General features: G+C 57.2%; 23 protein-coding genes. 12 read left to right on the top strand and 11 right to left on the bottom strand.

From position 1 onward, the window contains the following. Positions 1-2: 2 nt before the first annotated feature. Positions 3-2,042, bottom strand: coding sequence for a DNA helicase RecQ (gene recQ / locus SHIM_RS16655; protein ID WP_054003801.1), 2,040 nt, complete (start codon positions 2,040-2,042; stop codon positions 3-5). A gap of 77 nt (positions 2,043-2,119) precedes the next feature. Next, complete coding sequence (locus SHIM_RS16650) at positions 2,120-2,401, bottom strand: YggT family protein (protein ID WP_054003800.1); 282 nt, start codon at positions 2,399-2,401, stop codon at positions 2,120-2,122. Between the two features lie 140 nt (positions 2,402-2,541). Here SHIM_RS16650 and SHIM_RS16645 point away from each other — a divergent pair, with 140 nt between their 5' ends. The 8 genes from SHIM_RS16645 (at position 2,542) to SHIM_RS16610 (ending at position 10,010) form a co-directional block, all read left to right on the top strand. Beyond that, entirely contained in the window at positions 2,542-3,078 is a 537-nt protein-coding gene (locus tag SHIM_RS16645; protein ID WP_054003799.1) for an acyl-CoA thioesterase, read from the top strand. A gap of 56 nt (positions 3,079-3,134) precedes the next feature. Beyond that, entirely contained in the window at positions 3,135-4,487 is a 1,353-nt protein-coding gene (locus SHIM_RS16640) for an MFS transporter (RefSeq protein WP_054003798.1), read from the top strand. Between the two features lie 89 nt (positions 4,488-4,576). Then, positions 4,577-5,383 (top strand): penicillin-insensitive murein endopeptidase, encoded by an 807-nt coding sequence (mepA, locus tag SHIM_RS16635; protein ID WP_446740611.1) that lies wholly within the window; start codon positions 4,577-4,579, stop codon positions 5,381-5,383. After that, a complete protein-coding gene (locus SHIM_RS16630; protein WP_054003796.1) occupies positions 5,356-6,270 on the top strand; it encodes an esterase-like activity of phytase family protein in 915 nt (304 codons plus the stop codon). The genes mepA and SHIM_RS16630 overlap by 28 nt, the downstream gene beginning before the upstream one ends. Before the next feature lie 89 nt (positions 6,271-6,359). After that, positions 6,360-6,995 carry a queuosine precursor transporter gene (locus SHIM_RS16625; RefSeq protein WP_054003795.1) on the top strand — a complete coding sequence of 212 codons (636 nt, stop codon included), beginning with the start codon at positions 6,360-6,362 and terminating at the stop codon, positions 6,993-6,995. A gap of 311 nt (positions 6,996-7,306) precedes the next feature. After that, positions 7,307-7,729 (top strand): alternative ribosome rescue aminoacyl-tRNA hydrolase ArfB, encoded by a 423-nt coding sequence (gene arfB / locus SHIM_RS16620; protein WP_054003969.1) that lies wholly within the window; start codon positions 7,307-7,309, stop codon positions 7,727-7,729. Positions 7,730-7,791: 62 nt separating this feature from the next. Then, the gene (locus SHIM_RS16615; protein WP_241488909.1) at positions 7,792-9,057 is read left to right on the top strand and encodes an aspartate aminotransferase family protein; all 1,266 of its coding nucleotides are present in this window, start codon (positions 7,792-7,794) and stop codon (positions 9,055-9,057) included. After that, complete coding sequence (locus tag SHIM_RS16610) at positions 9,054-10,010, top strand: phosphotransferase enzyme family protein (protein WP_054003794.1); 957 nt, start codon at positions 9,054-9,056, stop codon at positions 10,008-10,010. The genes SHIM_RS16615 and SHIM_RS16610 overlap by 4 nt, the downstream gene beginning before the upstream one ends. Here the strand turns inward: SHIM_RS16610 and SHIM_RS16605 are convergent. Next, a complete protein-coding gene (locus SHIM_RS16605; protein ID WP_241488908.1) occupies positions 10,007-10,465 on the bottom strand; it encodes a winged helix-turn-helix transcriptional regulator in 459 nt (152 codons plus the stop codon). The two genes, SHIM_RS16610 and SHIM_RS16605, sit on opposite strands and share 4 nt — an antisense overlap. 71 nt (positions 10,466-10,536) lie before the next feature. Here SHIM_RS16605 and SHIM_RS16600 point away from each other — a divergent pair, with 71 nt between their 5' ends. After that, positions 10,537-11,430: an alpha/beta hydrolase gene (locus tag SHIM_RS16600; protein WP_054003792.1), complete on the top strand. Its 894-nt coding sequence runs from the start codon at positions 10,537-10,539 to the stop codon at positions 11,428-11,430. Between the two features lie 3 nt (positions 11,431-11,433). Here the strand turns inward: SHIM_RS16600 and pncB are convergent, their stop codons facing one another. The 3 genes from pncB to pncA all read right to left on the bottom strand — a co-directional run bounded on the left by pncB (position 11,434) and on the right by pncA (position 15,727). Then, positions 11,434-12,726: a nicotinate phosphoribosyltransferase gene (gene pncB / locus SHIM_RS16595; protein WP_054003791.1), complete on the bottom strand. Its 1,293-nt coding sequence runs from the start codon at positions 12,724-12,726 to the stop codon at positions 11,434-11,436. Positions 12,727-12,793: 67 nt separating this feature from the next. Then, positions 12,794-15,049 carry a PAS domain-containing hybrid sensor histidine kinase/response regulator gene (locus SHIM_RS16590; RefSeq protein WP_054003790.1) on the bottom strand — a complete coding sequence of 752 codons (2,256 nt, stop codon included), beginning with the start codon at positions 15,047-15,049 and terminating at the stop codon, positions 12,794-12,796. An 81-nt stretch (positions 15,050-15,130) separates the two neighbouring features. Beyond that, a complete protein-coding gene (pncA, locus tag SHIM_RS16585) occupies positions 15,131-15,727 on the bottom strand; it encodes a bifunctional nicotinamidase/pyrazinamidase (RefSeq protein WP_082358453.1) in 597 nt (198 codons plus the stop codon). A 155-nt stretch (positions 15,728-15,882) separates the two neighbouring features. On the opposite strand from pncA, the gene SHIM_RS16580 reads away from it, so the two are divergent. After that, on the top strand, positions 15,883-16,776 hold the full coding sequence (locus SHIM_RS16580; RefSeq protein ID WP_054003788.1) for a YegS/Rv2252/BmrU family lipid kinase: 894 nt from the start codon (positions 15,883-15,885) through the stop codon (positions 16,774-16,776). Here SHIM_RS16580 and SHIM_RS16575 read toward each other — a convergent pair whose 3' ends face one another. The 5 genes from SHIM_RS16575 to SHIM_RS16555 all read right to left on the bottom strand — a co-directional run bounded on the left by SHIM_RS16575 (position 16,777) and on the right by SHIM_RS16555 (position 22,556). Further along, a complete protein-coding gene (locus SHIM_RS16575; protein WP_054003787.1) occupies positions 16,777-18,870 on the bottom strand; it encodes a molybdopterin oxidoreductase family protein in 2,094 nt (697 codons plus the stop codon). It abuts the gene before it with no gap. A 142-nt stretch (positions 18,871-19,012) separates the two neighbouring features. Then, complete coding sequence (locus SHIM_RS16570) at positions 19,013-19,744, bottom strand: amino acid ABC transporter ATP-binding protein (protein WP_054003786.1); 732 nt, start codon at positions 19,742-19,744, stop codon at positions 19,013-19,015. Further along, entirely contained in the window at positions 19,744-20,580 is an 837-nt protein-coding gene (locus tag SHIM_RS16565) for an amino acid ABC transporter permease (RefSeq protein ID WP_054003785.1), read from the bottom strand. Before SHIM_RS16565 ends, SHIM_RS16570 begins: the two co-directional genes overlap by 1 nt. 1 nt (position 20,581) lies before the next feature. Then, entirely contained in the window at positions 20,582-21,397 is an 816-nt protein-coding gene (locus SHIM_RS16560) for an ABC transporter substrate-binding protein (RefSeq protein WP_054003784.1), read from the bottom strand. A gap of 118 nt (positions 21,398-21,515) precedes the next feature. Beyond that, positions 21,516-22,556, bottom strand: a complete 1,041-nt coding sequence (locus SHIM_RS16555; RefSeq protein ID WP_054003783.1) for a LacI family DNA-binding transcriptional regulator — start codon at positions 22,554-22,556, stop codon at positions 21,516-21,518. A 169-nt stretch (positions 22,557-22,725) separates the two neighbouring features. Here SHIM_RS16555 and SHIM_RS16550 point away from each other — a divergent pair, with 169 nt between their 5' ends. Both SHIM_RS16550 and SHIM_RS16545 read left to right on the top strand, forming a co-directional pair. Next, complete coding sequence (locus SHIM_RS16550) at positions 22,726-23,955, top strand: ABC transporter substrate-binding protein (RefSeq protein WP_054003782.1); 1,230 nt, start codon at positions 22,726-22,728, stop codon at positions 23,953-23,955. Positions 23,956-24,168: 213 nt separating this feature from the next. Further along, positions 24,169-24,999, top strand: coding sequence for a carbohydrate ABC transporter permease (locus SHIM_RS16545; RefSeq protein WP_241488907.1), 831 nt, complete (start codon positions 24,169-24,171; stop codon positions 24,997-24,999). The last annotated feature ends 49 nt before the right edge of the window (positions 25,000-25,048 follow it).

Below are 25,048 nucleotides of genomic sequence, written 5' to 3'. Positions count from 1 at the left end.
ACTTAGTCCGCATCGCGTAGCACATCCAAAAACGCGTTGCCGAAACGCTCTGCGCGGCGATCCCCCAAAAGGCGCACCATGTTGTCTGCATCGCGCGGACGGGCGCTGGCTACCTTGGCCAAAAGCGAGGCAGAACAGCTCATGGGTTTGTCGATGCCCTCAGGCCCGCGCAGCAGTTGGGATTGCGCTTCTAACAGCTGATCATAGAGCGTGGCATCCCCGCGACCTGCGATTTTGCGGCGACTGGGATGCATCTCCTGGACGTCGCCGTTGATGACCTCAAGAAAGGCGTCGCCATATGTGCTCAGCTTTTTGGCGCCGACCCCACCCACTCTTGCCATTTCGTCAAGGTTGGCGGGGCGGGATTCGGCCATTTCCGCCAGGGTTTTGTCGTTGAATATAATGTAGGCTGGCACTTTGGCCGCTTCGGCCAGGGCGCGACGCTTGGCTTTCAGAGCAGACATCAACGGCGCGTGTTCCTCGCTAACCAGCGTTTTGACAGCGGGGCGGCGGCTCGCGGATTTGATCGTGTCGCGGCGCAATCGGACAGATTGCTCACCTCTGAGTACCGGCAGCGCATTGTCCGTCATTGTCAATGCACCGTGGCGTTCGGGATTGGGGCGCACCAGATCGTGACCCATCATCTGACGAAAAACAGCCTGCCATTGGCGTTTGTCGTATTCGCGCCCAACGCCATAGGTCGGCAACACGTCGTGGCCACGTTCGCGAATGCGATCCGTTTCATTGCCCAGCAAAATGTCGATTAGATGGCCAGAGCCGAACCATTCTTCCGTGCGCAGAATCGCCGACAAGGCTTTGCGCACCGCCTCGGTGCCGTCAAACACATCGGCAGGTGCGTCGCACAGGTCACACTTGCCGCAGCTGACCTCTGTTTCGCCAAAATAGGCCAACAGGTTTTCCCGACGACATTCCAACGCTTCGGCCAATCCCAACAGCGCGTTGAGGCGAGCATGATCGGCGGCACGGCGCTCTGGCGGGGCGAGGCCTTCGTCAATTTGCGACCGCCGCAGTCGGATGTCGTCGGGTCCAAACAATGTCAGGGTTTCCGCGGGTGCGCCGTCCCGTCCTGCGCGGCCGATTTCCTGATAATAGGCCTCAATGGATTTTGGCAGATCCGCGTGCGCGACCCAAAGAATATCGGGCTTGTCCACGCCCATGCCGAACGCCACTGTCGCAACCACAATCAGCCCGTCTTCGCGTTGAAAGCTGACCTCAGTGTTTCGCCTTTCGGCTGGGTCCATGCCACCGTGATAATGCAGCGCAGAATGCCCATCCTCACGCAGCGCCTTTGCCAGCGTTTCGGTCTTGGCCCGCGTGCCGCAATAAACGATGCCGGATTGACCTTTTCGTGCTGCCGCAAATTGCAAGATTTGCCGCCGCGGATTGTCTTTGGAGGCAAACGCCAGATGGATATTTGGACGGTCAAACCCGTGCAAAAAGGTCTGCGGAGCGAGCCCGCCAAACAGCCGTTGAACAATTTCAGCGCGGGTTTCAGCGTCTGCAGTGGCGGTGAACGCGGCAATCGGCACATCAAGCGCGCGTTGCAACTCTCCGATGCGCAAATAATCGGGACGAAAGTCGTGCCCCCATTGGCTGACGCAGTGGGCTTCGTCCACGGCGATCAACGACACGTTGATGTCACGCAGCATGCCCATCGCTGCGTGGGATCCGAGCCGTTCCGGAGCGATATAAAGCAGCTTTAGACGGCCCGCCCCAAGCGCATCCCAAACCTGTGCAGTTTCCTCATCGGTGTTACCCGAAGTAAGCGCGCCAGCCTCGACGCCGGACTCGCGCAACGCGCGCACTTGGTCTCGCATTAAGGCAATCAAAGGCGAAATCACAACGGTCACGCCTTCGCGCAACAGCGCAGGCAATTGGAAACACAGGGATTTGCCACCGCCGGTGGGCATGATCGCCAGAACATTGTCGCCACGCGTCACCGCGTCGACGATCTCTTCCTGGCCAGGGCGGAAGTTTTCAAAGCCGAATACGTCGCTGAGAACCGTGGCAGCGGCTGGCATATGGGACCTGTTTCTTGGGGCAGTCTGCTCTTTGGCGGACTGTCCCACAGCCACAGGTCAGGAGCAAGAGGCCAAGATCAGATGGGGATCAATGGTATGATCGAGCTACGGACCCAAATCACACCAATAAAAATAACCAAAGGTGCCAAATCCAACGGACGTGTGTCCGGCAGAACCTGCCGAATAGGATCGTATATCGGGTTCAACAGTCGATTCAGTCCATGCCAAATCTGGGCGACAATGGGCTGCCCCATATTCAAGACCTGAAAGTTAATCAGCCAACTCATGATGATGTGCGCAATCATGAAAAAGAAAAGCACACTGAGGACAAGGTCCAGAAGGGTTGCGATGGGGGGCATTGCTTGGCCTTTGCATTGGTTTCGGCCAACAATTAAGCACCAAATCCCTAAATCACAAGGCCAAGGCGAGAACACGGTTGACGATCCCTTGCTAGAGGCGTTGAACGCGTGCATCCGACTCCACCTGAGGACATGTCTCGATGTACCCCATCATGCGAATGATCAAGGAACTGGTGAAATTCCGAAATGCAGACTCACTTCCCCTAACTGGCACGCATATCTCAACGCACCGTTGCTGGCCGTCTGACATCGATCTGTGGATGGAACTCAACAACGGGCGCACGCTGACGCTGTTTGATCTGGGTCGTATTCCGCTGGCGCGGCGCAATGGGCTGATCAACACTTTGCGCAAAAACCAATGGGGCATGACGATGGCTGGCGCGTCAGTCCGGTATCGCCGTCGCATCCGCACGTTTGAAAAGATCACGATGTGCAGCCGCGCGGTCTTTTGGGACGACCGGTTTGTCTATCTCGAACAATCCATGTGGAAGCAGGATGGAGAGTGCGCGAATCAAGCCCTTTACCGGGCGGCGATAACTGGACGAGACGGAATTATACCTCCGCAAACGGTCATAGCAGCAATGCAGCAAGCCACGCCCACGCCGGAGGCTCCGGAATGGGTTCAAAACTGGATCGACGCCGACGCAACGCGACCTTGGCCACCTCAAAAGGATTAACTTGCTATTAGTCCGACCACCCTGTCTAAGTATGGAAAAACAGACCGGGGATGGGGATGTCTGAGGTTTCAGCGCGCAAGCGCATCTGGGGATGGTTCTTTTTCGATTGGGCCAGTCAACCGTACAATACGCTTTTGATCACGTTCATCTTTGCGCCCTACATCAAGGATCTGATTGGTGACGGCGCCCAAGCCCAAGCAGCTTGGGGATTTGGCATCGCGGCGGCCGGCATAATCATTGCGATCATGGCACCCGTTTTGGGTGCTATGGCCGACACATTTGGCAACCGTTTACGCTGGATCTGGCTGTTTTCAATAATGTATGTCGCCGGGTCTTTCGGATTGTGGTGGGCCGCACCGGACAATTTCAATCTAATTTGGACGCTAACGCTCTTTGCGATCGGTATGATCGGGATGGAGTTTGCAACGATTTTCACCAATTCGATGTTGCCGGATCTTGGCACGAAAGAAGAGATCGGGCGCATTTCCGGAAATGGCTGGGCCTTCGGCTATGTGGGTGGATTGTTCGCGCTTGTTATCATGCTGACGCTTTTTGCGGAAAACGCAGAGACGGGAAAAACACTAATCGGCATCGATCCGCTCTTTGGTTTGGACGCCTCCCAACGCGAAGGCACGCGCTCGGTCGGTCCTTTGACGGCGGTATGGTACGCAGTCTTTATGATCCCCTTCTTTCTGTGGGTCCGCGATCCCAAACGGGCCAAGCCCCCCAAAGGCGCTACCCGAAAGGCGCTGAGCGACGTAGCGGGCACGATCCGTAACTTGCCCCAAACGCCGTCTCTTCTGGCTTACCTCGGCAGCTCGATGTTCTATCGGGACGCGCTCAACGGCATGTATACATTTGGCGGAATTTACGCGGCGGGTGTGCTGGAATGGTCGGTTATCGACGTTGGCATCTTTGGTATTCTTGCGATCATCTCGGGCGCAGTGTTTGCATGGCTGGGCGGCCGGGCTGACACAAGGTTTGGCCCGAAACCCGTAATCACAGTCTGCATCTGGGTCCTGTGTGGTGTGGCGATTTCTATCGTGTTCATTTCGCGCGAAAGCGTGTTTGGCATCGCTGTGGGACCTGAATCGACCCTACCTGATCGGGCGTTCTACGTTATGGGTGTGCTGATTGGCGCCGCCGGCGGCGTGATCCAATCTGCGAGCCGCTCTATGATGGTGCGTCAGGCTATCCCTGATCGCACGGCTGAGTCGTTTGGCCTTTATGCTCTGGCGGGCAAGGCCACGTCCTTTATTGCACCATTCCTGATCGGGGTGATGACGGCCGTGTCTGGCAGCCAACAAATCGGAGTAACACCGTTGATCGTCCTTTTCCTGTTGGGCTTGATCCTGCTACGCTGGGTCAACCCTGCAGGAGATCAAACAAAATGGGACGCAGCTTCCTGATCCTTCCCCTGCTGGTGGCGCTGGCCGCCTGCAAAACGCAAACTGTGGAAAGTCCGACGGTTTCAACCCGTCAGGCCGTTCCGACGGCAATGCAGGGCGTCCAAGCCAAACAACTTTTTGGTGCCAAACCTGACGGCAGCGGGCAATCACCTGCTCCGTTTGGCAGCTATTCCAAAGGCTGTGTCGCGGGCGGCGAGCAGTTAGCGGAGACAGGTCCGACATGGCAAGCGATGCGGCTATCGCGCAATCGCAACTGGGGACATCCCGAAACCATTTCCTATATCAAAGAGCTGTCAGCGAAGGCCGCCCGGCAACCCGGATGGCAAGGGCTCTATGTCGGCGACATCAGCCAGCCCCGCGGTGGTCCAATGTTGTCGGGACACCGAAGCCATCAACTGGGACTGGATGTTGACATATGGATGTTGCCGCCAGATCGATTGACCCTAAGCGCTTCTGAGCGCGAGAGCATTTCGTCAATCTCCATGCGGCGGGAACGTGGGGCTTTTGTAAATGGTAGCTGGACGAAACAGCATCATGAGGTTCTGAAAGCCGCAGCAAGCGATCCACGTGTGGCCCGGATATTTGTGTTCCCAGGTGCCAAAGTGCAGATGTGCAACGATGAAAAGGGCGACCGCAAGTGGCTGCGAAAAATTCGGCCATGGTGGGGGCACCATTATCATTTCCATGTACGTTTGACTTGCCCAAAAGGCGCGCAGGGTTGTGTGAACCAAGACCCACCACCAGCCGGAGATGGCTGCGACGACGCGGAAAAATGGGTGCAGGACATCTTGTTCCCCCCCCCACCTGATCCGAATGCCCCCAAACCCAAGCCACGACGTGAACTAACAATGATGGATCTGCCTGGCCAATGCGTCGACGTTTTGCAATCGCCCTGAAAACCACGCTTTTTTTGTGTCTTGGCATTCTGGCTTCGCCACTCATTTATGCAGAAACAGAGGTCCAGGATGCGCGGTTTTCCGGTGCGTATCGGTGGCACCTGACCGAAACGTGGTTCGGTGGAATTTCTGCGATTGATCTGTCCAAAGATGGGAAAGAGATGCTTGCGGTCACAGATCGCGGGTACTTTGTGGAGGCACTTCTTCAGCGTGAAGCAGGCGTGATTGTTGGCGTAGATGTTCTGCGCAAAAGCCGCGTTTTGCGTCCTGAAGGGCATTTTGCCAAACGCACGGGCTGGCGCGATTCCGAGGGGCTGGCACGATTGGCCGATGGCAGTCTTGTTGTTGCCTTCGAGGGTGAGCACAGGTTGGAGCGGTTTGCCAAACCGGGCGATTTGCCAATTCAAATGCCATGGCACACCGACTTTGACAGCATGCCGCTAAACGGTGGTTTTGAAGCTTTGGCTGTGGACAGTCGCGGCATTATCTATGCCATGCCAGAGGTCGCCATTGGTCCGGACAGCAAGATTCAGGTTTTCCAGTTAAAGAACAGCGCGTGGTCGGCGGCTTTTACTTTGTCCCGCGATAAGCAGTTTCAGCCTGTGGGCGCGGATTTCGGTCCAGACAATCGCCTTTATGTGTTGGAACGCGGTTTCAACGGCATTGGATTTCGCACTCGCGTGCGTAGTTTTGACATAACCAACGGCGTCGCCGAAGACGAAAAGATCATCTTTTCCAGGGCGATAGGCAAACACGATAACCTGGAGGGGATCAGCGTTTGGCGCGATGACGCCGGAGACATTCGCGTAACGGCAATTTCAGACGACAACTTCCGCTTTCTACAAAGAACCGAGATCGTCGAATATACGTTGCCGGTTTCTCCTTGATCCGCTGAAGACATAGAGTTAAACGCCGTCCGTCCCGCGACGAGCGCGGGGCCAAGTCGCCGCTACCTTGTCAAAACGGGCTAATAGACATGAAAAAAATCCATCTTCCCGGCATTCTTGCCATGGCCGCCATTGTTGTGGCCTCAAATATACTTGTGCAGTTCTTGTTCGGCCAATGGCTGACGTGGGGTGCCTTTACCTATCCTCTCGCATTTCTCGTGACCGACGTGATGAATCGCGTTTATGGCGTTGCCGCAGCGCGTCGCGTTGTTTTCGCTGGCTTTGTTGTTGGCGTGATTTGCTCGTTCATCGGCACCAAGATCATGCTGCAGGGCGATGGGTTTACTTATCCTGCTGTGACTCTTCGCATTGCAATCGGGTCCGGCCTCGCGTTTCTGACAGCCCAACTGTTGGACGTGGCCATTTTTGATCGCTTGCGCGACGGGACTTGGTGGCGGGCGCCGCTGGCGTCGACGTTGGTCGGCTCGCTGTTGGATACCGCGATTTTCTTTACCATCGCGTTTTCCGGCGCTTTGTCCTTCATCGAGCCTCTGAACGACGTAACCTGGGCCGGTGAAATGTTGCCATTGCTCGGTGTAGGTCCAACCCTGCCACTTTGGGTCAGCCTTGGCGTCGCCGATTGGTTGGTCAAACTTACGCTCGCTTTGGTGGCACTTGTGCCATTCCGCATCATCGTGGGGTATCTATCCAAGCGCACCACATGATTTTGTTTGACATATCCCCATCCTGTGGCAGGCTGAGGATAGCGAAACAATCGAAAGGAGGTGCCCATTGTCTAGAGAAGCTATGGAGAACGTTGTCGGAACAGTTCGGAGGGAGACCAGCTGAGGCAGCCCTTGGCTGATTTTTATTCCGAATTGGTGCTGTCCTAACCGCTGCACCTCCAATCATCTCGAAGGGCTGTCTTCTACGCGGAAGACAGCCCTTTTCAATTGCAGTCAGAGCACAAAAAGCGTTGTCTGCAATGCGTCTGTATTTCGTCGGCAATGCGTCGGCGCTGGAATCACAAGAAACCATGCTGGTTGTTGCCGAAGAAATCACCATTCAGGACTGGGAGCTGACGGAGCAATTCGTGCGCGCCAGTGGTCCGGGCGGACAAAACGTCAACAAAGTATCCACCGCTGTCGAGTTGCGGTTTGAGGCTGAACGCTCGCCCTCAATCCCGCCACAGGTGAAAGCACGGCTTAAACGGTTGGCCGGACGACGCTGGACCAAAGACGGCGCGCTGATCATTCAATGTGATGAGACCCGTAGCCAAGCCCGCAACCGTGACATCGCGCGGGACCGGTTGGTGGACTTGATCCGCAAAGCCATGGTCACCCCCAAACGTCGCATAAAGACCAAGCCGACCTATGGCAGCCAGCAGCGCCGCCTGAAGGCCAAGAAAGTGCGTGGCGAAGTTAAGTCAATGCGCGGCAAGATCAGCGGCGAGGATTGACAGGGCTTGCATCACCCCCGACGCGGGCGCAGAACTTGGCCTGCAAATAGGGGGGTGTTCAAGTGAACGATCTGCAGGCGCGCCGCGCGCGGCTTTTGGGGCCGCATATGACAACATTTTACCGCGAGCCGGTGCATGTCGCACGTGGCGAAGGGGTTTGGTTGTGGGACACCGACGGCCGGCAGTATCTGGATTGTTACAATAACGTGCCGCATGTCGGTCATTGCCATCCCCGCGTGGTAGAGGCGATCGCCAAGCAGGCAGCGACGCTGAACACCCACACGCGGTACGTGCACGATGCGATCCTTGATTATGGCGAGGCGCTGACCGCCAAATTTGACCACGACCTCGACAGCTTGGTGATGGTGTGTTCCGGCTCTGAGGCCAACGATGTGGCGCTGCGGATGGCGCAGGCGGTGACCGGCAAGACCGGCATCATTGGCACCGACAACACCTATCACGGCAATACAACAGCGGTGAGCCAGCTGAACTCGTCGAAAGTACCGGTTGGCGGTTACCTTGATCACGTTCGGCAAGTGCCTGCACCGGACAACATGCAACCTATTGGCGGTACGCGCGCCGGTCAAGCGGAGGCGTTCGCAAGGGGAGTCGAGCAGGCTATTGCCGAGCTTGACCAGAGTGGCCACGGGGTGTCCGCGCTGATTGTCTGTCCGTATTTTGCAAACGAGGGTTTCCCGACGCTGGAGCGTGGGTTTTTGGATCGCGCAATTGCTGCGGTGCGCAAGGCGGGCGGCATCATCATTGCAGATGAGGTGCAGCCGGGCTTTGGCCGGATCGGCAGCGATTGGTGGGGGCATCAAAAGCTGGGCTTTGCGCCAGATATCGTCACGCTGGGCAAACCGATGGGCAACGGCCATCCCGTTGCGGCAGTGGTGACGCGGCCAGACATCCTGACGGCGTTTCAGGAGCAGTTCAAATACTTCAACACCTTTGGCGGAAATCCCGTGAGCGCGGCCGCGGCAATGGCGGTTCTGCAGGTCATTGAAGATGAGGAACTGGTGGCGAACGCAGCCGAGGTGGGCGCCTATGCGGTGGATCTGTTGCGGCAGGTGCAAGTGCAGCACGACGTGATTGCAGATGTGCGTGGATCGGGGCTGTTTTTGGGCGCCGAGCTTTGGCAAGACGACGCGCCCGCGACGGCGCTTTGTGCCGAGATGGTGGATGCGATGCGTGAACGCGGCGTGTTGCTGCATTCAGTGGGGCGACGCGAGAACACCCTGAAAGTGCGCCCGCCGTGTGTCTTTAGCCGCGCCAATGCAGATCAGTTGGCCGAGACACTGGATGCCGCGTTGAGGGCAGTGACGTGAACGATCAGGACGCGTTAACGGCAGCGCAAGAAGCCTTGAAGGCGTGGGGCGTAAACGCCCAGCCGCGACTGGTCAAAAACCGAGAGAACATTGTGTTCGAAGCGAAGGATTCTGAGGGCGGTCGCGCAGCACTTCGGCTGCACCGGCCCGGGTATCAAAGCGATAACGCGATCCGGTCCGAGCTTTGGTGGTCAGAAGCGTTGGTGGCAGCTGGAATGGTCGTGCCACAGGCCATTCGCACGACGGCTGGCGATGTTTTGGCGACCGGCGGCGCGCGCGTGGCGTCGTTGCTGACGTGGTTGGAAGGCGCGCCTTTGGGCGAAGGCGACGTGCCATTGGCGATGGACCCGGGCCGGCAAGAGACACTGCATGAAGCTTTGGGAGCGGAGCTTGCGCGGCTGCATGTTGCCAGTGATGCGATGACCAAGCCGGAAGATTTTACGCGCAGCGTTCTGGATGCGGATGCGTTGTTGGGAGAGACACCAAGTTGGGGGCGGTTTTGGGAAAACCCAAGCCTGAAAGCGGAAGAAGCCAAACTGTTGCTGTCGGCCCGAATGGCTCTGCACGAGGTGATCGGCAACCGTACCGACGAGGGTGATTTTGGCCTGATCCACGGCGACGCGTTGCGCGAAAATGTGTTGGTGGATGGCAATGCTGTGCGGTTAATCGACTTTGACGACGGCGTGTTCGGGTTTCGCATGTATGAACTGGGCGTGGCGATGTCGCAAAACTGGGACCAACCCAACCGCGAAGACCTGGCGACGGCGTTGCTGCGTGGCTATGGCACGGTGCGGCCGTTGCCCTCGGGTGCGGCAGCCTTGCTTGAGGCGTTTACTCTGATGCGGGGGCTGGCGTCCTGTGGTTGGGTGATCGGTCGGTACACCGACGATCATCCTGCCGTGCGGCGGTACGCGGAACGGGCGATAGAAATGGCGCGCCGCTGGTTGGCTTAGTCGTTTTCTTCGACCCAGATCGTCTTTGACGTGATCTCTGTGCCGGTGTTGGCGTCGATGACTTTTGGCGCGATAGGTTCGCGCGTGTCGCGCATCAGCGTTTTGTAGGGCGAGGGCTTGTTCACCGCGAGATGATCATTGGCCCAGCCGATCATGACCTGCATCACCGGAATGAAATCTTTCGCAGCTTGAGTGGGCACGTACTCGTGGCGCACCGGTCGCTCCTGATAGGGGCGGCGGTCCAGCAGGCCAGCAGTTTCGAGTTTTTTCAAGCGCTCGGCGAGCACGTGGCGCGTGATGCCCAGGCGACGTTGAATGTCGTCAAAACGGCGAAAGCCAAACAGGCAATCCCGCAGGATCAATAGGGTCCATCGATCGCCGATCACCGACATGGCACGGGCGACGGGGCAAGCTTCTTCTGAGAGGTCGTTCCATTTCATAGGGGTTCTTAGCATGTCTTGACTCAGTTCCAAATAGGAACTTATAGTCGAGTCAGTTCAATTATGGAACTGACTCGGAGGATGACATGACAAAGGCTGCTCAAAAACTGCGGCAATTGGCGACGCTGGCGGCGCTAGGAGTACAGATGGCGACGTTGTCGCGTGTTGCGCCGACCCGTGCCGCTCGGCTTTTAGCACGGCTGTTTGCCAGTCCGCAGCGCAAAGCCCAGAGACCGTCGAAGCGGTTTGTCGCGCCTGCATTTGACGTGCAGTGGCGCAAGTCAGCAGAGGGAGCCGCGTTTCCGGTTTATGTAGGTCGGATTAATCCAAACGCGCCGACCATTTGCCTTGTGCACGGCCATGGCGGCACGGCAGATCAAATGGCCGGATTTGTCGGCCCGCTGACGGACGCCGGATTTCACGTGCTGTCCTTAGACATGCCAGGACATGGCGCAGCGGAGGACAGTCGTGCGGCTATTCCGGAATTTTTGCGCGTTTTACAGCAGGTTGAGGCAGAGTTCGGTCCCTTTGCAGGCACCATCGCGCATTCTTTGGGTACAGTGGCCGTGGCTGCAGCGGCCTATCGCGGCAGTCCGCTGGGACGTTTGGCGCTGATCGCGCCGCCGAATTACGCTGGTGATTTTCTGGCCCAAATGGGGCGGGCTTTATGGGCCACGGACCGGGTTTTGGGTCGCGCTCAAGCGATGATCGAAGCGCGCCATGGCGAAACGTTTGAGGACCTGCATGTGGCGGCGATGGCGCCATTTATGACAGCACCGGCGCTGATCTTTCAGGACCGCGAAGACAAGCGTGTGACCTTGGAAAGTGTTGAGCGCATCGCGGACGCTTGGCCTGAAGCAGAGCTTTGCGTGACCGAAGGGTTAGGACACGTGCGGATTTTACGGGATAACGCCGTGATCTCATCGATTGTCGGATTCGTTACGGACACAGACCATCCGCTGGCAACAGCAGCGGAATAGCGGTCACACTATCACGTCCATCTTTTCCTGTTGTCCGACGCCAAAAACACGCTTGTATCGCTCGATCTCGGACGCTGGACCCATAGCCTTGTTCGGGTTGTCCGACAGCTTGACCGTAGGTTTGCCATTGGCACTCACGGCCTTGCAAACCATCGAGAATGGCGCGAGGCCGTCGTCTGGCGATAGGCCACGGAAATCATTGGTCAACAGCGTGCCCCACCCAAACGAGATGCGCGCGCGACCCGCAAATTGCGTGTGCAATTCGGCGATTTTATCTGTGTCCAATCCATCCGAAAAGATGATGAGCTTTTTGGTTGGGTCTTCGCCACGATCTTTCCACCAGCGGATGGCCGTTTCGGCGCCACCAGCCGGATCGCCGCTGTCGATGCGGATACCGGTCCAGCCAGCCAGCCAATCCGGCGCGCCGTCAAGAAACCCTTTGGTTCCGTAAGTGTCAGGCAGGATGATACGCAGGTTGCCTTCGTGCTCTTCGTGCCAGTCGGCCAGAACCTGATAGGGCGCCTGCAAAAGCGCATCGTCATCTTTGGCAAGGGCTGAGAACACCATCGGCAGTTCATGCGCATTGGTGCCGATGGCCTCAAGGTCGCGTTTCATTGCAATCAGACAGTTGGAGGTGCCAACAAACTTGTCACCCAAGCCTTCGACCATCGCCTGCACACACCAGTCCTGCCAGAGATAGGAGTGGCGGCGGCGCGTACCGAAATCGGCAATGCGCAGGTCTGGAAGCTTATTCAGAACGTCAACTTTTTCCCAAATCTTGGTCATCGCGCGCGCATAAAGAACCTGCAGCTCAAACTTGCGCATGTCGTGCAAGACGGCACGCCCGCGCAGTTCCATCAACACCGCAAGCGCCGGGATTTCCCAAAGCATAACCTCGTGCCATTTGCCTTCAAATGTCAGCTCATACTGGCCGTCACGTTTCTCAAGGTGATAGTCCGGCAGACGCATATTTTCGAACCACTCCATAAAGTCGGAGCGGAACATCTGACGCTTGCCATAAAACGTGTTGCCGCGCAGAAATGTACTTTCACCACGGGTTAGAGACAGTGATTTGATGTGGTCTAACTGTTCGCGCAACTCGCCTTCGTCGATCAAGTCAGCAAGGTGAATATGTTGGGAGCGATTGATCAGGCTGAAGGTGACATGGGCATCCGGGCGATTGCGGAAAATCGACTGACACATCAGCAGCTTATAGAAGTCATTATCGATCAGCGAGCGGACGATCGGGTCGATCTTCCATTTGTGATTCCAGACGCGTGTTGCGATGTCAGACATGTCTCAAAGGGCCTTTAAATCGAAGTTCGGACGTTGATACCCAGTATTGGCGAGCGCTCCAACCCTTTTAACCAGCTTTGATGTCCTCCGGATCATGTGAGGAGGCCAGAGCTTTGGCCCGCGTCAGTTCTCGCAACAATTGGTTGCGGCGGACCGGCTTGCTGAGGAACCCGTTCATGCCAGCATCCAGGCAGGTTTCCCGATCAGAGGCAAAAGCGTTTGCTGTCAGCGCAATGATCACCGGCTGCGGACCGGAGCCAGCGCGAATGACGCGGGTGGCTTCTAGGCCGTCCATGACGGGCATAGACATGTCCATCAGAACGATGTCGGGCGTATTTTGGGCCAAGTGGTCTACGGCCTCCTGTCCATTGTTGACGATGGTCAGATCCACACGTGTATCTTGCATGAATTTTTCGATCACCAGCTGGTTGGTACGGTTATCTTCTGCCAACAGAATGTGAACGCCTTCGAGTGTCGAAAAATCGGAGGCGTTTGCGGCATCCGTCGCGCTGACAACACCGGAAGATGCGATGCCAAGGCCAATCGTAATGCGGAATGTCGCTCCGTGTCCACGTTCGCTGTGCACCGTGATATCGCCGCTCATCAACCGAGCAAGACGGCGGGAAATTGACAAACCGAGACCCGTTCCGCCAAACCGGCGTGTATTGGCGGTGTCGGCTTGGGCGAAGCGTTCAAAGATATGTTCCAACTGATCCGGTGGGATGCCAATGCCGGAATCCTGCACGTCAAGCGTGAGGCAAAGTGCGCGCCCGTCAACGCGGCCAGCAACGCGCACGGCAACGGATCCATGATCCGTAAATTTGATAGCGTTTCCAACCACATTGATCAGCACTTGCCGCAAACGACCGTCGTCACCGACTACGGCGGGTGGCAAATCAGGATCCATGTCCAACGTTAGATCCAGACTCTTGGCTTTGGCCTGTGGTCGCATCAGGTTCATCACCTCGTCCAAACAAGGCTGCAGCGCAAAAGTGATAGGCTTGATCGTCAAATGGCCATCGTTGAGTTTAGAAAAATCCAGAATGTCGTTGATGATCGTCAACAGAGCTTCGCCCGAGTTGCGGATCGTATCTGCATAGAGCCGGTCATTTGGGGACAACGCCGACTTGGTCAGCAAGTCAGACATGCCGATAATACCATTCATAGGCGTGCGGATTTCATGGCTCATCGTGGCCAGGAAAGAAGACTTGGCATGTTCGCCTTGCTCGGCGAGCAAGCGCGCCTCGTCCAGCTCGGTTTCACGACGAATTGTGTCTGTCATATCCCGGTCGATGACGAACATCAGTTCCAGGTTTCCACTTTCGTCGAAGACGGGTCCGTAGCTGGTTTCCAGCCATTTTTCCGATCCGTCCTGAGCAATAAAGCTGTTCACGATTTGACCAGTGGCACCTTCGGAAATTGCCTGATTGAGGACCTGTGTCGACTCGCTTTCGGCGCCGGATTTACCGAAAAGCTCGCTTGAGATTCGCCCAAGGGCTTGAGACATGGAATAGCCAGTCAGGGTCGCGAAAGCCTCATTGGCCCAAACCACCCTGCCCTTGGTGTCGACAAGGCAAATCGCGTCAAACGCCCGCTGCGCCACAAGCGCCAGCCGGCGGGTTTCTTTTTGTTTGGCAAAAAGCGATTCATTTGCTTTCGCAAGGGCGAGGCTTTGCACCAACACACGGCGTTGTCTGGTGTCTTCTTTGCCGCGCTCCCGTTTGACGTGAGCCACAAACGGCAAAATGAGATAGCACAGCATCACCGCGCCAAAATAATTGAGGTACATATAGTCCGGGAAATCGGCGTAGCGGACGTATTCCAGAAAGGTCAGGACGCAGATGGCCACAGCAAAAATCGACATGCGCATAATGGCGATCGCACGATTGAGCGACATCGCAGCAATTGCGTTCACCGTACTGCCACCGATCAAGGACAAACATAAAATAACGGCAGATTCTCGCGGGACGTTTTTCCACGTAATGTAGATGAAGATAACGAGGCAAAGCGTCTGAATAACGGAGGCGTAAAACGCCAGATCGGCCGCGCGCTGCACGGTCATACCGCCCTTGATCAGGCGCGGCACCTTTCTGAGAAACAGGCTTTCTATTCCGTCACCCGCTGCGTAGATCAGGAGCGCATACAGACCAATAATGGGATCAACAAAAACGGCCAGCATCACTGCGCCAATCGCGAGCAGGGCCGCCCGCGCATAAAAGCGTTTCAGCCTTTCGCCTCGAAAGCGCATCAGCTTGCCTTCCGGCGTGTGCCGGAAGTCAAACTCTGCGAGAGCTTTTTCTAAATCCTGAATTGCGGAAGCCATTGGCGGGAGATCTCCGAAGGTGTTTCTAACTCAATGCCAAAAAAGACTTAAAAAACCGCCAATGCGTTAACGAATTCTGGATCAAGCCAGCGTGACACCGGCGGCGCGCATGCCGGCGCGCGCGGCGTCTAGTGAGCCTTCCAAATCAATGGCGCGGCAAAGGGCCTGCTTCACGGTCACGTCAAAACCAAGCTTTGCCGCGTCAACTGCCGAGAAATTCACGCAAAAATCGGTGGCTAGCCCCACCAACGTCACGTCGGTAACGCCTCGTGTGCGCAGGTAACCTTCGAGCCCTGTCGGAGTGGTTTGATCATTCTCAAAGAAGGCAGAATAGCTGTCGATGGCCGGATTCATACCCTTGCGGATCACCAGATCAGGCCGGGTCACATTGAGGTCTTTGTGAAACGCGGACCCTGTGCTGCCTTGCACGCAGTGGTCAGGCCAGAGAACCTGAGGACCGTAGGGCATATCAATCATGTCATAAGGCGCTTTGCCGTCATGGCTGGAGGCAAAAGAAGAGTGGCCGGCGGGGTGCCAATCCTGCGTAAGAACCACCACGTCAAAGCCCGCCATCAGGGCGTTGATGCCGGGTACAATCAGGTCACCTTCTGGCACGGCAAGTGCGCCAGCGGGGCAGAAATCATTTTGGACATCTATGACAATCAGGGCGTTGGACATGGGGGACTCCTTGGACTTTGCGTCACGCATATCAGTGCTGGCAAGGCGCGTAAATGAGAGGTCGGCATCGCGACTGTATCACGTCGGTATTGCGTAGGTGCGCCTGTGGCGCGCATGCTGGCGTCGTATTCCGCCCCAAAAATGGATTTGAACCGATGTGTGCGAAGCCTCTGCTGTTGTTAAACCGAAAATCTGCTGTGCGATCCGACATCCGCACCATTGTGAAGAAGCTACAATTGGAACTCGAACTTGATGTCTGGGTGCCGTGGTCCGGCAAGCAGACCCGCAAACTGATCAAACAGGCCATCAAACGCGGCACAACACGGGTAATCGGCGCAGGCGGTGATGGCACGGTGAACGCCGTCGCCAACGCAATCCTGCGGATGGACCTTGGCGATACTGTCGACATGGGGCTTGTTCCGCTTGGCACAGCGAATGACTTTGCCCGCGCTTTTGGCGACGATGGCAGCGATCCGGAGGCAGCGTTGCGCCGCGCGGTCACGGGGGAAAGCAAATCAATCGACCTGGGCCGCATCAACGGAGACGTTTTTGTGAATGTCGCGAGCGGTGGATATGGCGCGATGATCACGGCCACAACAGATGTGGAAATCAAACGGCGGCTGGGTGGGATTGCCTATACGCTGGCAGGGGTAGCGCGGTTGGGAGAGTTGGCCCCGACCAAGGCGAGAGTCACATTGGACGGCGGCGAGACCCGCGAAGTCGACCTGACGATCATGGCCATCGGCAACAGCCGGTTTGCAGGCGGTGGATTTGACGTGACGCCTTTGGCGGACGTTTCAGATGGAAAGCTTGATTTCGCGATGCTCGCTGCGCCGGGTGCGGTTGAGAGACGGCCCGATTTACGGTCGCTCTTTGAGCAGGATGACCTGACAGAGGCATTTATGTACCGCGCACAATTTGAAAAGGCGGTGATCGAAACCGAGGCGCCCTATCACATCAATCTGGATGGTGAACCTATGGTCAACACCCGGTTTGAGGTGGATGTGCTGCCCGGCGCGCTGCGGTTGGTGCCGCCGGGCAAAGGGTGATCAACCTGCGAGACGCAGAGACACCGGCACGCCGTTGAAGGCCGCATTGCCACTAATCGGATCAATCCGGCTGTCGTCGGTAAGATCGTTGATCGACACAGTTTGCGTCTTGGTTGCGGCGTTGATGTTGCCGTGACGCTGCCCCCAACCTTGCGGAATGGACACCACACCGGGTGCCATGTCTTCGGTGACTTCGACAGGCATGGTGACCTCGCCGACGCGGCTTTGGACCACCGCATCTGCGGCGTCCGTTAACCCCAGACGCGCGGCGTCAGTCGGGTGGATTTGAACAGTGCAGCGATTGCGGCCTTTGACAAGGCGCGGGCTGTTTTGGGTCCAGCTGTTGTGGCTGCGCACCTGACGACGACCGATCATCACCATCGGGAAGTCTTCTGAAGTTGGCGTTGCGAAATCAGCAAGACGTGGCAGATCGTCAAGGAAGACCTGCGGGGCGAGATGGATTTTACCATCGGGAGTTTCAAGTCGGTCGGTGACGTTCGGCACCAGAGGGCCAAGGTCGATGGAGCCGCCCGCATTCAGCATGGCGTCCACGGTCACGGTTTCGGCGTGGTGGCCTTGGGGCAGCATCATACCCAACACCTGTTCCGGCGATGGGCCGATCTTGTTGGCGCCGGTTAACTTGGCGGCCAGAGTCGCGATGACCTCCCACTCCTGCGGGTTGCCGTTAGGCGTGTCATAGATGGGACGCGCGTAGGCCGCGGTGTTGTGCACTGCAAAGCTGTGGAAGACCATGTCGTAGACGACTTCTTCGAGCGCAACGGTAGCAGGCAAGATCAGATCGGCATGGCGCGTGGTGTCGTTGATGTGGATGTCGATCGACATCATAAAGTCGAGCTTCTCCATCGCGCGGTCGATGCGTTGGCCGTTGGGCGCGGTCAGTACAGGATTGCCAGCGACCGTGACCATGGCGCGAATTTGACCCTCGCCTGCGGTTTCCATTTCCTCGGCCATGACCGAAATCGGGAACTCGCCGTTGTAAAGAGGCTGGCCGGATACGCGGGAGCGTTTTTCAGGGTAGCTGCGGTTTTTGCCTTTGCGGGAGGTCATGCCGACGTAATCGAGCGCGGGCGTGGTGAACATCGCGCCGCCCTCGGCGTCAAAATTTCCGGTGATGATGTTGAGCGCGTTGGTGGCCCATTGGCAAAGCGAGCCAAACGCCTGCGTGCTGGCCCCCATGCGGGAGTAAATCGCACCAGTGTTAGACGTCGCGAAATCGCGTGCGAGGCCACGGATCGTGTCCGCATCAATGCCGGTCATTTCGGCGGCTTTGTCGGCTGTGAATGGCGCCACGGCATGGCGCGTGGTGTCGAGGCCGGTCACCACGCCGGCAAGCGTGTCGAGCGTGACAAGATCGGCGGCGAAAATCTCGTTAATCATCGCCATCAACAAATAGGCGTCGGTCTCGGGTTTGATGAAATGATGCTCGCTCGCTTTGACGGCGGTTTCGGTGCGGCGCGGATCGATCACGATGACACGGCCACCACGGGCCTTGAGTTCATCCATACGTTTGCCAAAGCCCGGCGCGGTCATCATGGAGCCATTGGACACCAGAGGATTGCCGCCAACGATCATCAGAAAATCGGTGCGGGCAATATCCGCAACCGGGATCAACATCGGGTGGCCAAGCATATGGATCGAGGCGACGTGGTGCGGAATCTGGTCGGCGGTGGCGGAGGAATAGCGGTTCTGTGTGCCCAGCGCGCGCACCAGTGTTGGAAGGTTCAGCAGATTGCCAAATTTGTGCGCGTTGGGATTGCCGAGGTAGACGCCCACCGCGTCTTTGCCGTGCGCCTCTTGCACCAGCTGCAGACGGTCGACGGCAAAGTCATAAGCCTCGTCCCAGCTGATTGGCACAAATTCCCCGTCGACCTTTTTCAAAGGCGTCGTGATGCGGTCAGGATCGGTGCGGAAATCCTGAAGGCCGGTCGCCTTCGGGCAGATATGACCACGCGACAACGGGTCAGCCGGATCAGCTTTGATGGACAAAACGTCGGTGTCATCATGGGTGATGACAAGCCCGCACATGGCTTCGCAAATGTTGCAGGTACGATAATGGGTTTTTGCGGTGCTCACGGGCGGCCTCCTCTGGCGGGCGCCGCCAATTTTTGAGGCGGGCCGCTGGCTAGATTTTGCGCGAGCTTAGGCGAGGTGATGCATATTTCGCAGGAAAAATGCGCGGGCGCCGATTTGGCGACACTGCGTCACTTTGGTTAGGCTACTTGATCGCGCGGGCCAGAAAGGCTTGCGTTTCAGGCTGTTGCGGGGTTTCAAACAGTGCCTTTGCCGGACCCTCTTCGATGATTTCGCCGTTGCTGAGAAAGCAGACCTTATCGGCAGCTTCGCGGGCAAACCCCATTTCGTGGGTGGCCAGAACCATGGTCATGCCGCTGTCCTTGAGCAGGCGCAACACATCCAGCACTTCCCCGACAAGCTGTGGATCGAGCGCCGACGTGATCTCGTCAAAGAGCATAACCTCGGGCTTCATCGCCAGCGCGCGGACGATGGCGACGCGTTGTTGTTGCCCGCCGGACAGCTGGTCAGGGTAATGGTTCATGTGATCGGCAAGACCGAAGCGTATGAACAGATCGGTGATCTCCGCTCGCAGGTCATTGCGACTGCGTTTATAGACGCGACGGGGGGCAAGCATGACATTTTCGGCGGCGGTCATATGAGGGAACAGGTTGAAACTTTGGAACACCATACCGATGCGGCGGCGCACGGGTTGCGGGTCAAGTCCGGGGATGGAGATGTCGGTGTCGTCCAGAAAGATTTCACCGTCCTCGATGTTTTCCAAAAGGTTGATGCAGCGCAGAAGCGTGGATTTGCCACCGCCCGAAGCGCCGATCAGGCAGACCATCTGGCCCTCTTCAACGTCCAGCGAGATGCCGTTGCAGACGGTTTTTTCGCCAAAACGTTTGACCACGTTTTTCAGGGATAGTTTTGGCATCAGCTGCGCTCGCGGTTTTGTTTGGCCAAGAGGTAGTCGGCATAGCGCGTGGCGGGGATGGTCACAGCAAGGAAGATCAGCGCGGCACCGACGTAGGGCGTGAAATTTGCCAGCAGCGATTTGAAGACGCCCGCTTGGCGGAAGATTTCGACGGGGCCAATGAAGCTGAGCAAAGCCACGTCTTTTTGCAGGGCAATGAACATGTTCATCTGCGAGGGGATCACGCGCCGGATAGCTTGTGGCAGGATCACAAAGCGCATCGAGTCAGCGTCAGAAAGCCCGAGCGATTGCGCGGCGGAGCGTTGGCTGGCGTGCACACTTTCGATGCCAGAGCGAAAGATTTCCGCGACATAGGCCGCATAGGTCAGGATCAGCGCGAGTGAGCCCCAGATGTAGGGGGAATTCAACGGCCGTGGCAGGCCTAGACCTGGGATGCCGAAACCGATCAGATAGACGGTTAGCACCACAGGCACACCACGGAAGATGTCCGTGTAGGCGGCGCCGAGAATGCGTAGAGGAAAGAGCGCGGGGCTGCGCACATCGCGGGCGAGTGCGACCAGAAGGCCGAGGATTACGATTGCGGGCGCGGACCAAAGAAAGATCATCACGTCGAGTTTGAAAGCCTCGAGCAACTTGGGGAAGGTTTTGACGAAAACGTCCCAATTGAAAAAGCTGGCTTTGACCCTGTCCCAACCGGGCGACATCGGCACAAGGATGATCACCGCCAAAAACACCGCGAGCGTTGAGCTTGCGGCGATGAGCATGGAACGGCGGCGGAGACGGTCTTCGTAAAGCTGGCGACGGGTCTTGCCCGCCGCCGAGGGTTTGTCAGTCATGTTATTTTATCAGTGGAACGCCTGTGGTCTGTTGCAGCCATTCTGCCTCGATCGCGGAGAGTTTGCCGCTGGCTTTGAGCGCTGTCAGAGCAAGGTCCACACAAGCCTTGAGCGGGCTTCCCTCTTCCATCAGCATGCCGAATTGATCGGGGTTTTCGCTGCGGTCGGCGGCGAATTGGCCAATCACGGACGAGCCTTCGACCACAACTGCGGAGAGATAAAGCGCGGTTGGCAAATCAAACAGAGCGGCGTCAATTTGATTGGCGACCATCGCGGCCGTGACGTCGGCGTTGTCTCCGTAAAGCAGCGGATCTTTGTTAGGGCCGATTGCGTCCATCAACATCGGTACCGCGGTGGTGCCGCCCATTGCGCCCCAAAGCAGCCCCTTAAGAGACCCAACCTCGGCTGGTGTGTCGGCCACGTTGCCGGAGACCAGCACGGCCATTGGTGCGGCGTAATACGGCATGGAAAAATCGACAACTTTCTCGCGTTCTTCAGTGATGGAGAATTGCTGAAGATTGACGTCGAAGTTTTTCGGCCCCGGCTGGATTGCCTGATCAAAGGATGACCGCACCCATGTGACGGCATCGGCGCCAAAACCCATTTCTTCGGCAACGGCAAAAGCAACAGCGGCCTCAAAGCCCTTACCGCTTTCGGGCGCGTCATCCATGACCCAGGGATAATAAGCCGGGTTGCCGGTGGCGACGGTTAACGTGCCCTCGGTCATGGTTTTGCCATCGGCACAATGGCCACTGGCGAAAGCCGTGGTGGCGGTGAGCGCAAGCGCGGCGGCGGTCAGTGTCAGTGTTTTGGTCATGGAAGTCCCCTCAGTCACAGTGGCATGCGCAACCCTAGGGAGGCAAAGCGCGGCTTGTCCAGCTTTGGGCGCGATTTCCTGACGTTTTGGTCAGGATTTCGTGCGGATGCGACGTTAGTCAGCACGGCACGGGGCCCGTGCTGTCGCGATCCACCAGATGGACCGGAAGGATGTGGACCCGCGCATCGCTTTTCTGCCCGCGGATCAGTTCAAGCATCGTGCGGGCGGCGCTGTGGCCCATCTGGTTGCGCGATTGGTGGATGGTGGTCAGTGGCGGATTGAAGACTTCGGCCATTTCGATGTTGTCAAAACCGGTGACGGACATGTCCGTGGGCACATTGAAACCAGCGCGTGTCAAACCGGAGATCAGGCCAAAGGCAATCTGGTCAGAGGCACAAATCCACGCCGTGGGCGTGTCGCGCATGACGCCGATTTGATCAGCAGCAGCGCGCCCCGCGGCAATGGAGAAATCGCCCGCAAGGATCCAGTTCTGGCGGGTTTCTCCGCCGAGCTCCTGCACGCGGGACATAAAGGCGTCCCGGCGCACTTGGGCCAACACATTGGACGCAGGACCCATCACGTGACCGAATCGCCTATGGCCGTTTTCCCAGAGATGATCGACCAGTTTTTGCACGCCGCCGACGTTGTCGGCCCGAACTGACGGGCATTTTACGTCCTCGACCCATTCACACGCGAAGACAACAGGGCAGGACGGATTGTCGGCCTGTACGGTGGCAAAATCGGATCGCGAGATGCTGCCATCCAGCACAATCAAACCGTCAGCCTGACCCGCCGAAATCAAGCGATCCATCTGGTCTGATGTAAGCAGCGCGTCGCCACTGTCGGTGACAAGCAAGCTGTAGTCCTCGGCATTCAATTCGCGCTCAAGGCCGGACAAGATGTTGGAAAAGAACGGGTTAGACAGGTTGGGAACCAACGCAAGAATTGAACGGGAACTGTTCGTGCGCAGGTTGCGGGCGGCGCGATTGACGCGATACCCCGTTTCCTTGACCGCCGCGAGAACTGCGTCTCTTGTTGTTTGAGACACTTTTTCCGGATCATTCAGAACGCGGCTGACCGTGGCCGTGGACACCCCTGCAATTCGGGCGACATCGACGACTTTCGGTGTGGTGCGCGGTGATTTCTGTTTTTCTGCCATTTAATTCTTGACTCAAATTAAGAGAGATGTACCATTTTGTAATCGATTACACATTGTTTGATCTAACTCCATGTGCTCGGAGGAGCGGGGGCGTTGGAGTGAAACAGTAGTTTGGGAGAACATGTAATCGATTACAAGGGGCGATTGGGCCCCATTTTGGGAGGAAGATATGAATCTTATGAAAGCCACCACCGCTGGCATCGCGTTTTGCGCAGCTGGTGCCGTATCAGCGGCTGAGTTGGAAGTCACACACTGGTGGACATCCGGCGGCGAAGCTGCAGCGGTTGCAGAATTTGCCAAGGCGCTTGACGCCACTGGCCACACGTGGGTCGACGGCGCGATCGCCGGATCCGGCGGCACAGCGCGCCCGATCATCATCAGCCGTATCATCGGTGGTGATCCGATGCACGCCACGCAGCTGAACCACGGCCGTCAGGCAGAAGAGCTGATCGAGGCGGGTCTGCTTTTGGACATTACCGCCGTTGCTGAAGCCGGTGGCTGGAAGGACATTATCAACCCTTCGTCGCTGCTTGATAGCTGCACGGTTGACGGCAAGATTTATTGCGCACCTGTGAACATTCACAGCTGGCAGTGGATCTGGCTGAGCCACAAAGCCTATGAAGATGCCGGTGTGCCAGTCCCATCCAACTGGGATGAATATGTGGCTTCTGCCGGTGCTCTCGAAGCGGCTGGCAAAATTCCGTTGGCCATGGGCCAGCAAGCTTGGCAGTCGTCCGGCGCGTTTGGTGTAATCAACGTTGCCGTGGGTGGTGTTGAGCTTTGGAACAAGATCAACGTTCAGAAAGATGCCGAAGCGGCCGGTGGCCCCGAGATGGCAAAAGTGTTTGAAGCCGCAGCCGCAGCGCGTGCCATGGCAGCAAACAGCAACGTTCAGGATTGGAACCAGGCGACCAACCTTGTGATCACCGGTCAGGCCGGCGGTCAGATCATGGGCGACTGGGCACAGGGTGAATTCCAGGTGGCCGAACAGGTTGCGGGCGAAGATTACACCTGTCTGCCGGGTCTGGGCGTAAACGAAGTCATTTCGACTGGTGGCGACGCGTTCTATTTCCCCAAGCAAGATGATGCAGACATCGAAGCGGCCCAGAAAGAGCTGGCAGCGCTGCTGGTGAGCCCTGAAGTTCAGGTCAGCTTTAACCTGAAAAAAGGCTCTCTTCCGGTGCGCGGCGATATCGATCTGTCGTCTGCCAACGATTGTATGAAGAAGGGTCTGGAAATCCTTGCAGCGGGTAACATCCTGTTGTCGGGCGATCAGGTTCTGTCTGCAGACACATCCGGTCAGATCGAAGACCTGATGGTCGAGTTCTGGAACGATGCGTCTTACTCGGCTGCGGATGCGCAAGCTAAGTACGCCGAAATCATCGGCGACGCTGACTGATAGCCAAGTCGCAGAGCCCGGCCTGTCCGGGCTCTGCGCACTTCGTTCTACACCTTACACAGATTTGAACTTGGCCCGTCAGACTACGGGATCAAGTGGGGGACCCTGACGATGGCTGTGACCGACGGCACGGGGACGGAGTCTGCAAAGACGTCCGCCAGAAGACCCAACCGCCTATTTAAGAACTTGACGGCGAAAACCGCCTCTATTCCGATGATTTTCACCGCGTTGGTGGTCTTTATCGGCTGCACGGGTTGGACCATCTATCACTCGTTCACCAAGTCGCGGCTGCTTCCGGCGCCGGACAAGTGGGTCGGGCTGGATCAATACGAGCGCCTGTGGAGCACAAGACGTTGGCTTGTGAGCATCGAGAACCTTGCCATCTATGGCATTTGCTCTCTGATCCTGAGCCTTGTTATCGGCTTCACTTTGGCCGCATTGCTTGATCGCAAGATCCGCGGCGAAGGCATCTTTCGCACAATTTTTCTATATCCGTTTGCGTTGTCGTTCATCGTGACCGGGCTTGTTTGGCAGTGGGTCCTAAACCCGCAATTCGGTATCCAAAGTGTTGTCCAACGTTGGGGTTGGGAGAGCTTTACGTTTGACCCGCTCAACAATGCGGACATCGTGATTTACGGCATTCTGATCGCCGGTATCTGGCAGGGGTCTGGGTTCATCATGGTGATCATGCTCGCCGGTCTGCGCGGCATCGACGAGGACATCTGGAAGGCCACGCGCGTCGAAGGCATCCCTACATGGAAAACCTATATCGTTGTCATCATCCCCATGATGCGGCCCGTGTTTGTCACGGCGCTCGTATTGATCGCAGCGGGGATCATCAAGGTCTACGATCTTGTGGTGGCGCAAACCTCGGGGGGGCCGGGCATCGCGTCTGAAGTGCCCGCCAAATACGTGATCGAAAAGATGTTCCAATCCCAGAACCTTGGTCAGGGCTTTGCGGCCTCAACCATGATGCTGGTGAGTGTACTCGTGGTGCTGATCCCATGGGCTTATCTTGAATTCGGAGGCAAGCGCCGTGACTGATGTAACCACAAATACCCGCACCACGCCGCGCGGCACGAAACCCCGCCGT

This window comes from Shimia sp. SK013, assembly GCF_001292625.1.
Lineage (GTDB): Bacteria > Pseudomonadota > Alphaproteobacteria > Rhodobacterales > Rhodobacteraceae > Shimia.
The sequence above is the reverse complement of the archived record's forward strand: the minus strand, read 5'-3'. Positions and strand labels throughout refer to the sequence as shown.

Bases quoted from the DNA above. Each gene is read 5' to 3' on its own strand.
- SHIM_RS16545 (WP_241488907.1), top strand. From the start codon at position 24,169: ATGATTTTCACCGCGTTGGTGGTCTTTATCGGCTGCACGGGTTGGACC.
- SHIM_RS16650 (WP_054003800.1), bottom strand. From the start codon at position 2,401: ATGCCCCCCATCGCAACCCTTCTGGACCTTGTCCTCAGTGTGCTTTTC.
- pncB (WP_054003791.1), bottom strand. From the start codon at position 12,726: ATGTCTGACATCGCAACACGCGTCTGGAATCACAAATGGAAGATCGAC.
- mepA (WP_446740611.1), top strand. From the start codon at position 4,577: ATGCAGGGCGTCCAAGCCAAACAACTTTTTGGTGCCAAACCTGACGGC.
- SHIM_RS16550 (WP_054003782.1), top strand. From the start codon at position 22,726: ATGAATCTTATGAAAGCCACCACCGCTGGCATCGCGTTTTGCGCAGCT.
- SHIM_RS16580 (WP_054003788.1), top strand. From the start codon at position 15,883: ATGTGTGCGAAGCCTCTGCTGTTGTTAAACCGAAAATCTGCTGTGCGA.
- SHIM_RS16600 (WP_054003792.1), top strand. From the start codon at position 10,537: ATGACAAAGGCTGCTCAAAAACTGCGGCAATTGGCGACGCTGGCGGCG.
- SHIM_RS16645 (WP_054003799.1), top strand. From the start codon at position 2,542: ATGTACCCCATCATGCGAATGATCAAGGAACTGGTGAAATTCCGAAAT.
- SHIM_RS16640 (WP_054003798.1), top strand. From the start codon at position 3,135: ATGTCTGAGGTTTCAGCGCGCAAGCGCATCTGGGGATGGTTCTTTTTC.
- SHIM_RS16565 (WP_054003785.1), bottom strand. From the start codon at position 20,580: ATGACTGACAAACCCTCGGCGGCGGGCAAGACCCGTCGCCAGCTTTAC.
- SHIM_RS16625 (WP_054003795.1), top strand. From the start codon at position 6,360: ATGAAAAAAATCCATCTTCCCGGCATTCTTGCCATGGCCGCCATTGTT.
- SHIM_RS16560 (WP_054003784.1), bottom strand. From the start codon at position 21,397: ATGACCAAAACACTGACACTGACCGCCGCCGCGCTTGCGCTCACCGCC.
- SHIM_RS16605 (WP_241488908.1), bottom strand. From the start codon at position 10,465: ATGCTAAGAACCCCTATGAAATGGAACGACCTCTCAGAAGAAGCTTGC.
- SHIM_RS16555 (WP_054003783.1), bottom strand. From the start codon at position 22,556: ATGGCAGAAAAACAGAAATCACCGCGCACCACACCGAAAGTCGTCGAT.
- SHIM_RS16570 (WP_054003786.1), bottom strand. From the start codon at position 19,744: ATGCCAAAACTATCCCTGAAAAACGTGGTCAAACGTTTTGGCGAAAAA.
- SHIM_RS16590 (WP_054003790.1), bottom strand. From the start codon at position 15,049: ATGGCTTCCGCAATTCAGGATTTAGAAAAAGCTCTCGCAGAGTTTGAC.
- recQ (WP_054003801.1), bottom strand. From the start codon at position 2,042: ATGCCAGCCGCTGCCACGGTTCTCAGCGACGTATTCGGCTTTGAAAAC.
- pncA (WP_082358453.1), bottom strand. From the start codon at position 15,727: ATGTCCAACGCCCTGATTGTCATAGATGTCCAAAATGATTTCTGCCCC.
- arfB (WP_054003969.1), top strand. From the start codon at position 7,307: ATGCTGGTTGTTGCCGAAGAAATCACCATTCAGGACTGGGAGCTGACG.
- SHIM_RS16630 (WP_054003796.1), top strand. From the start codon at position 5,356: ATGCGTCGACGTTTTGCAATCGCCCTGAAAACCACGCTTTTTTTGTGT.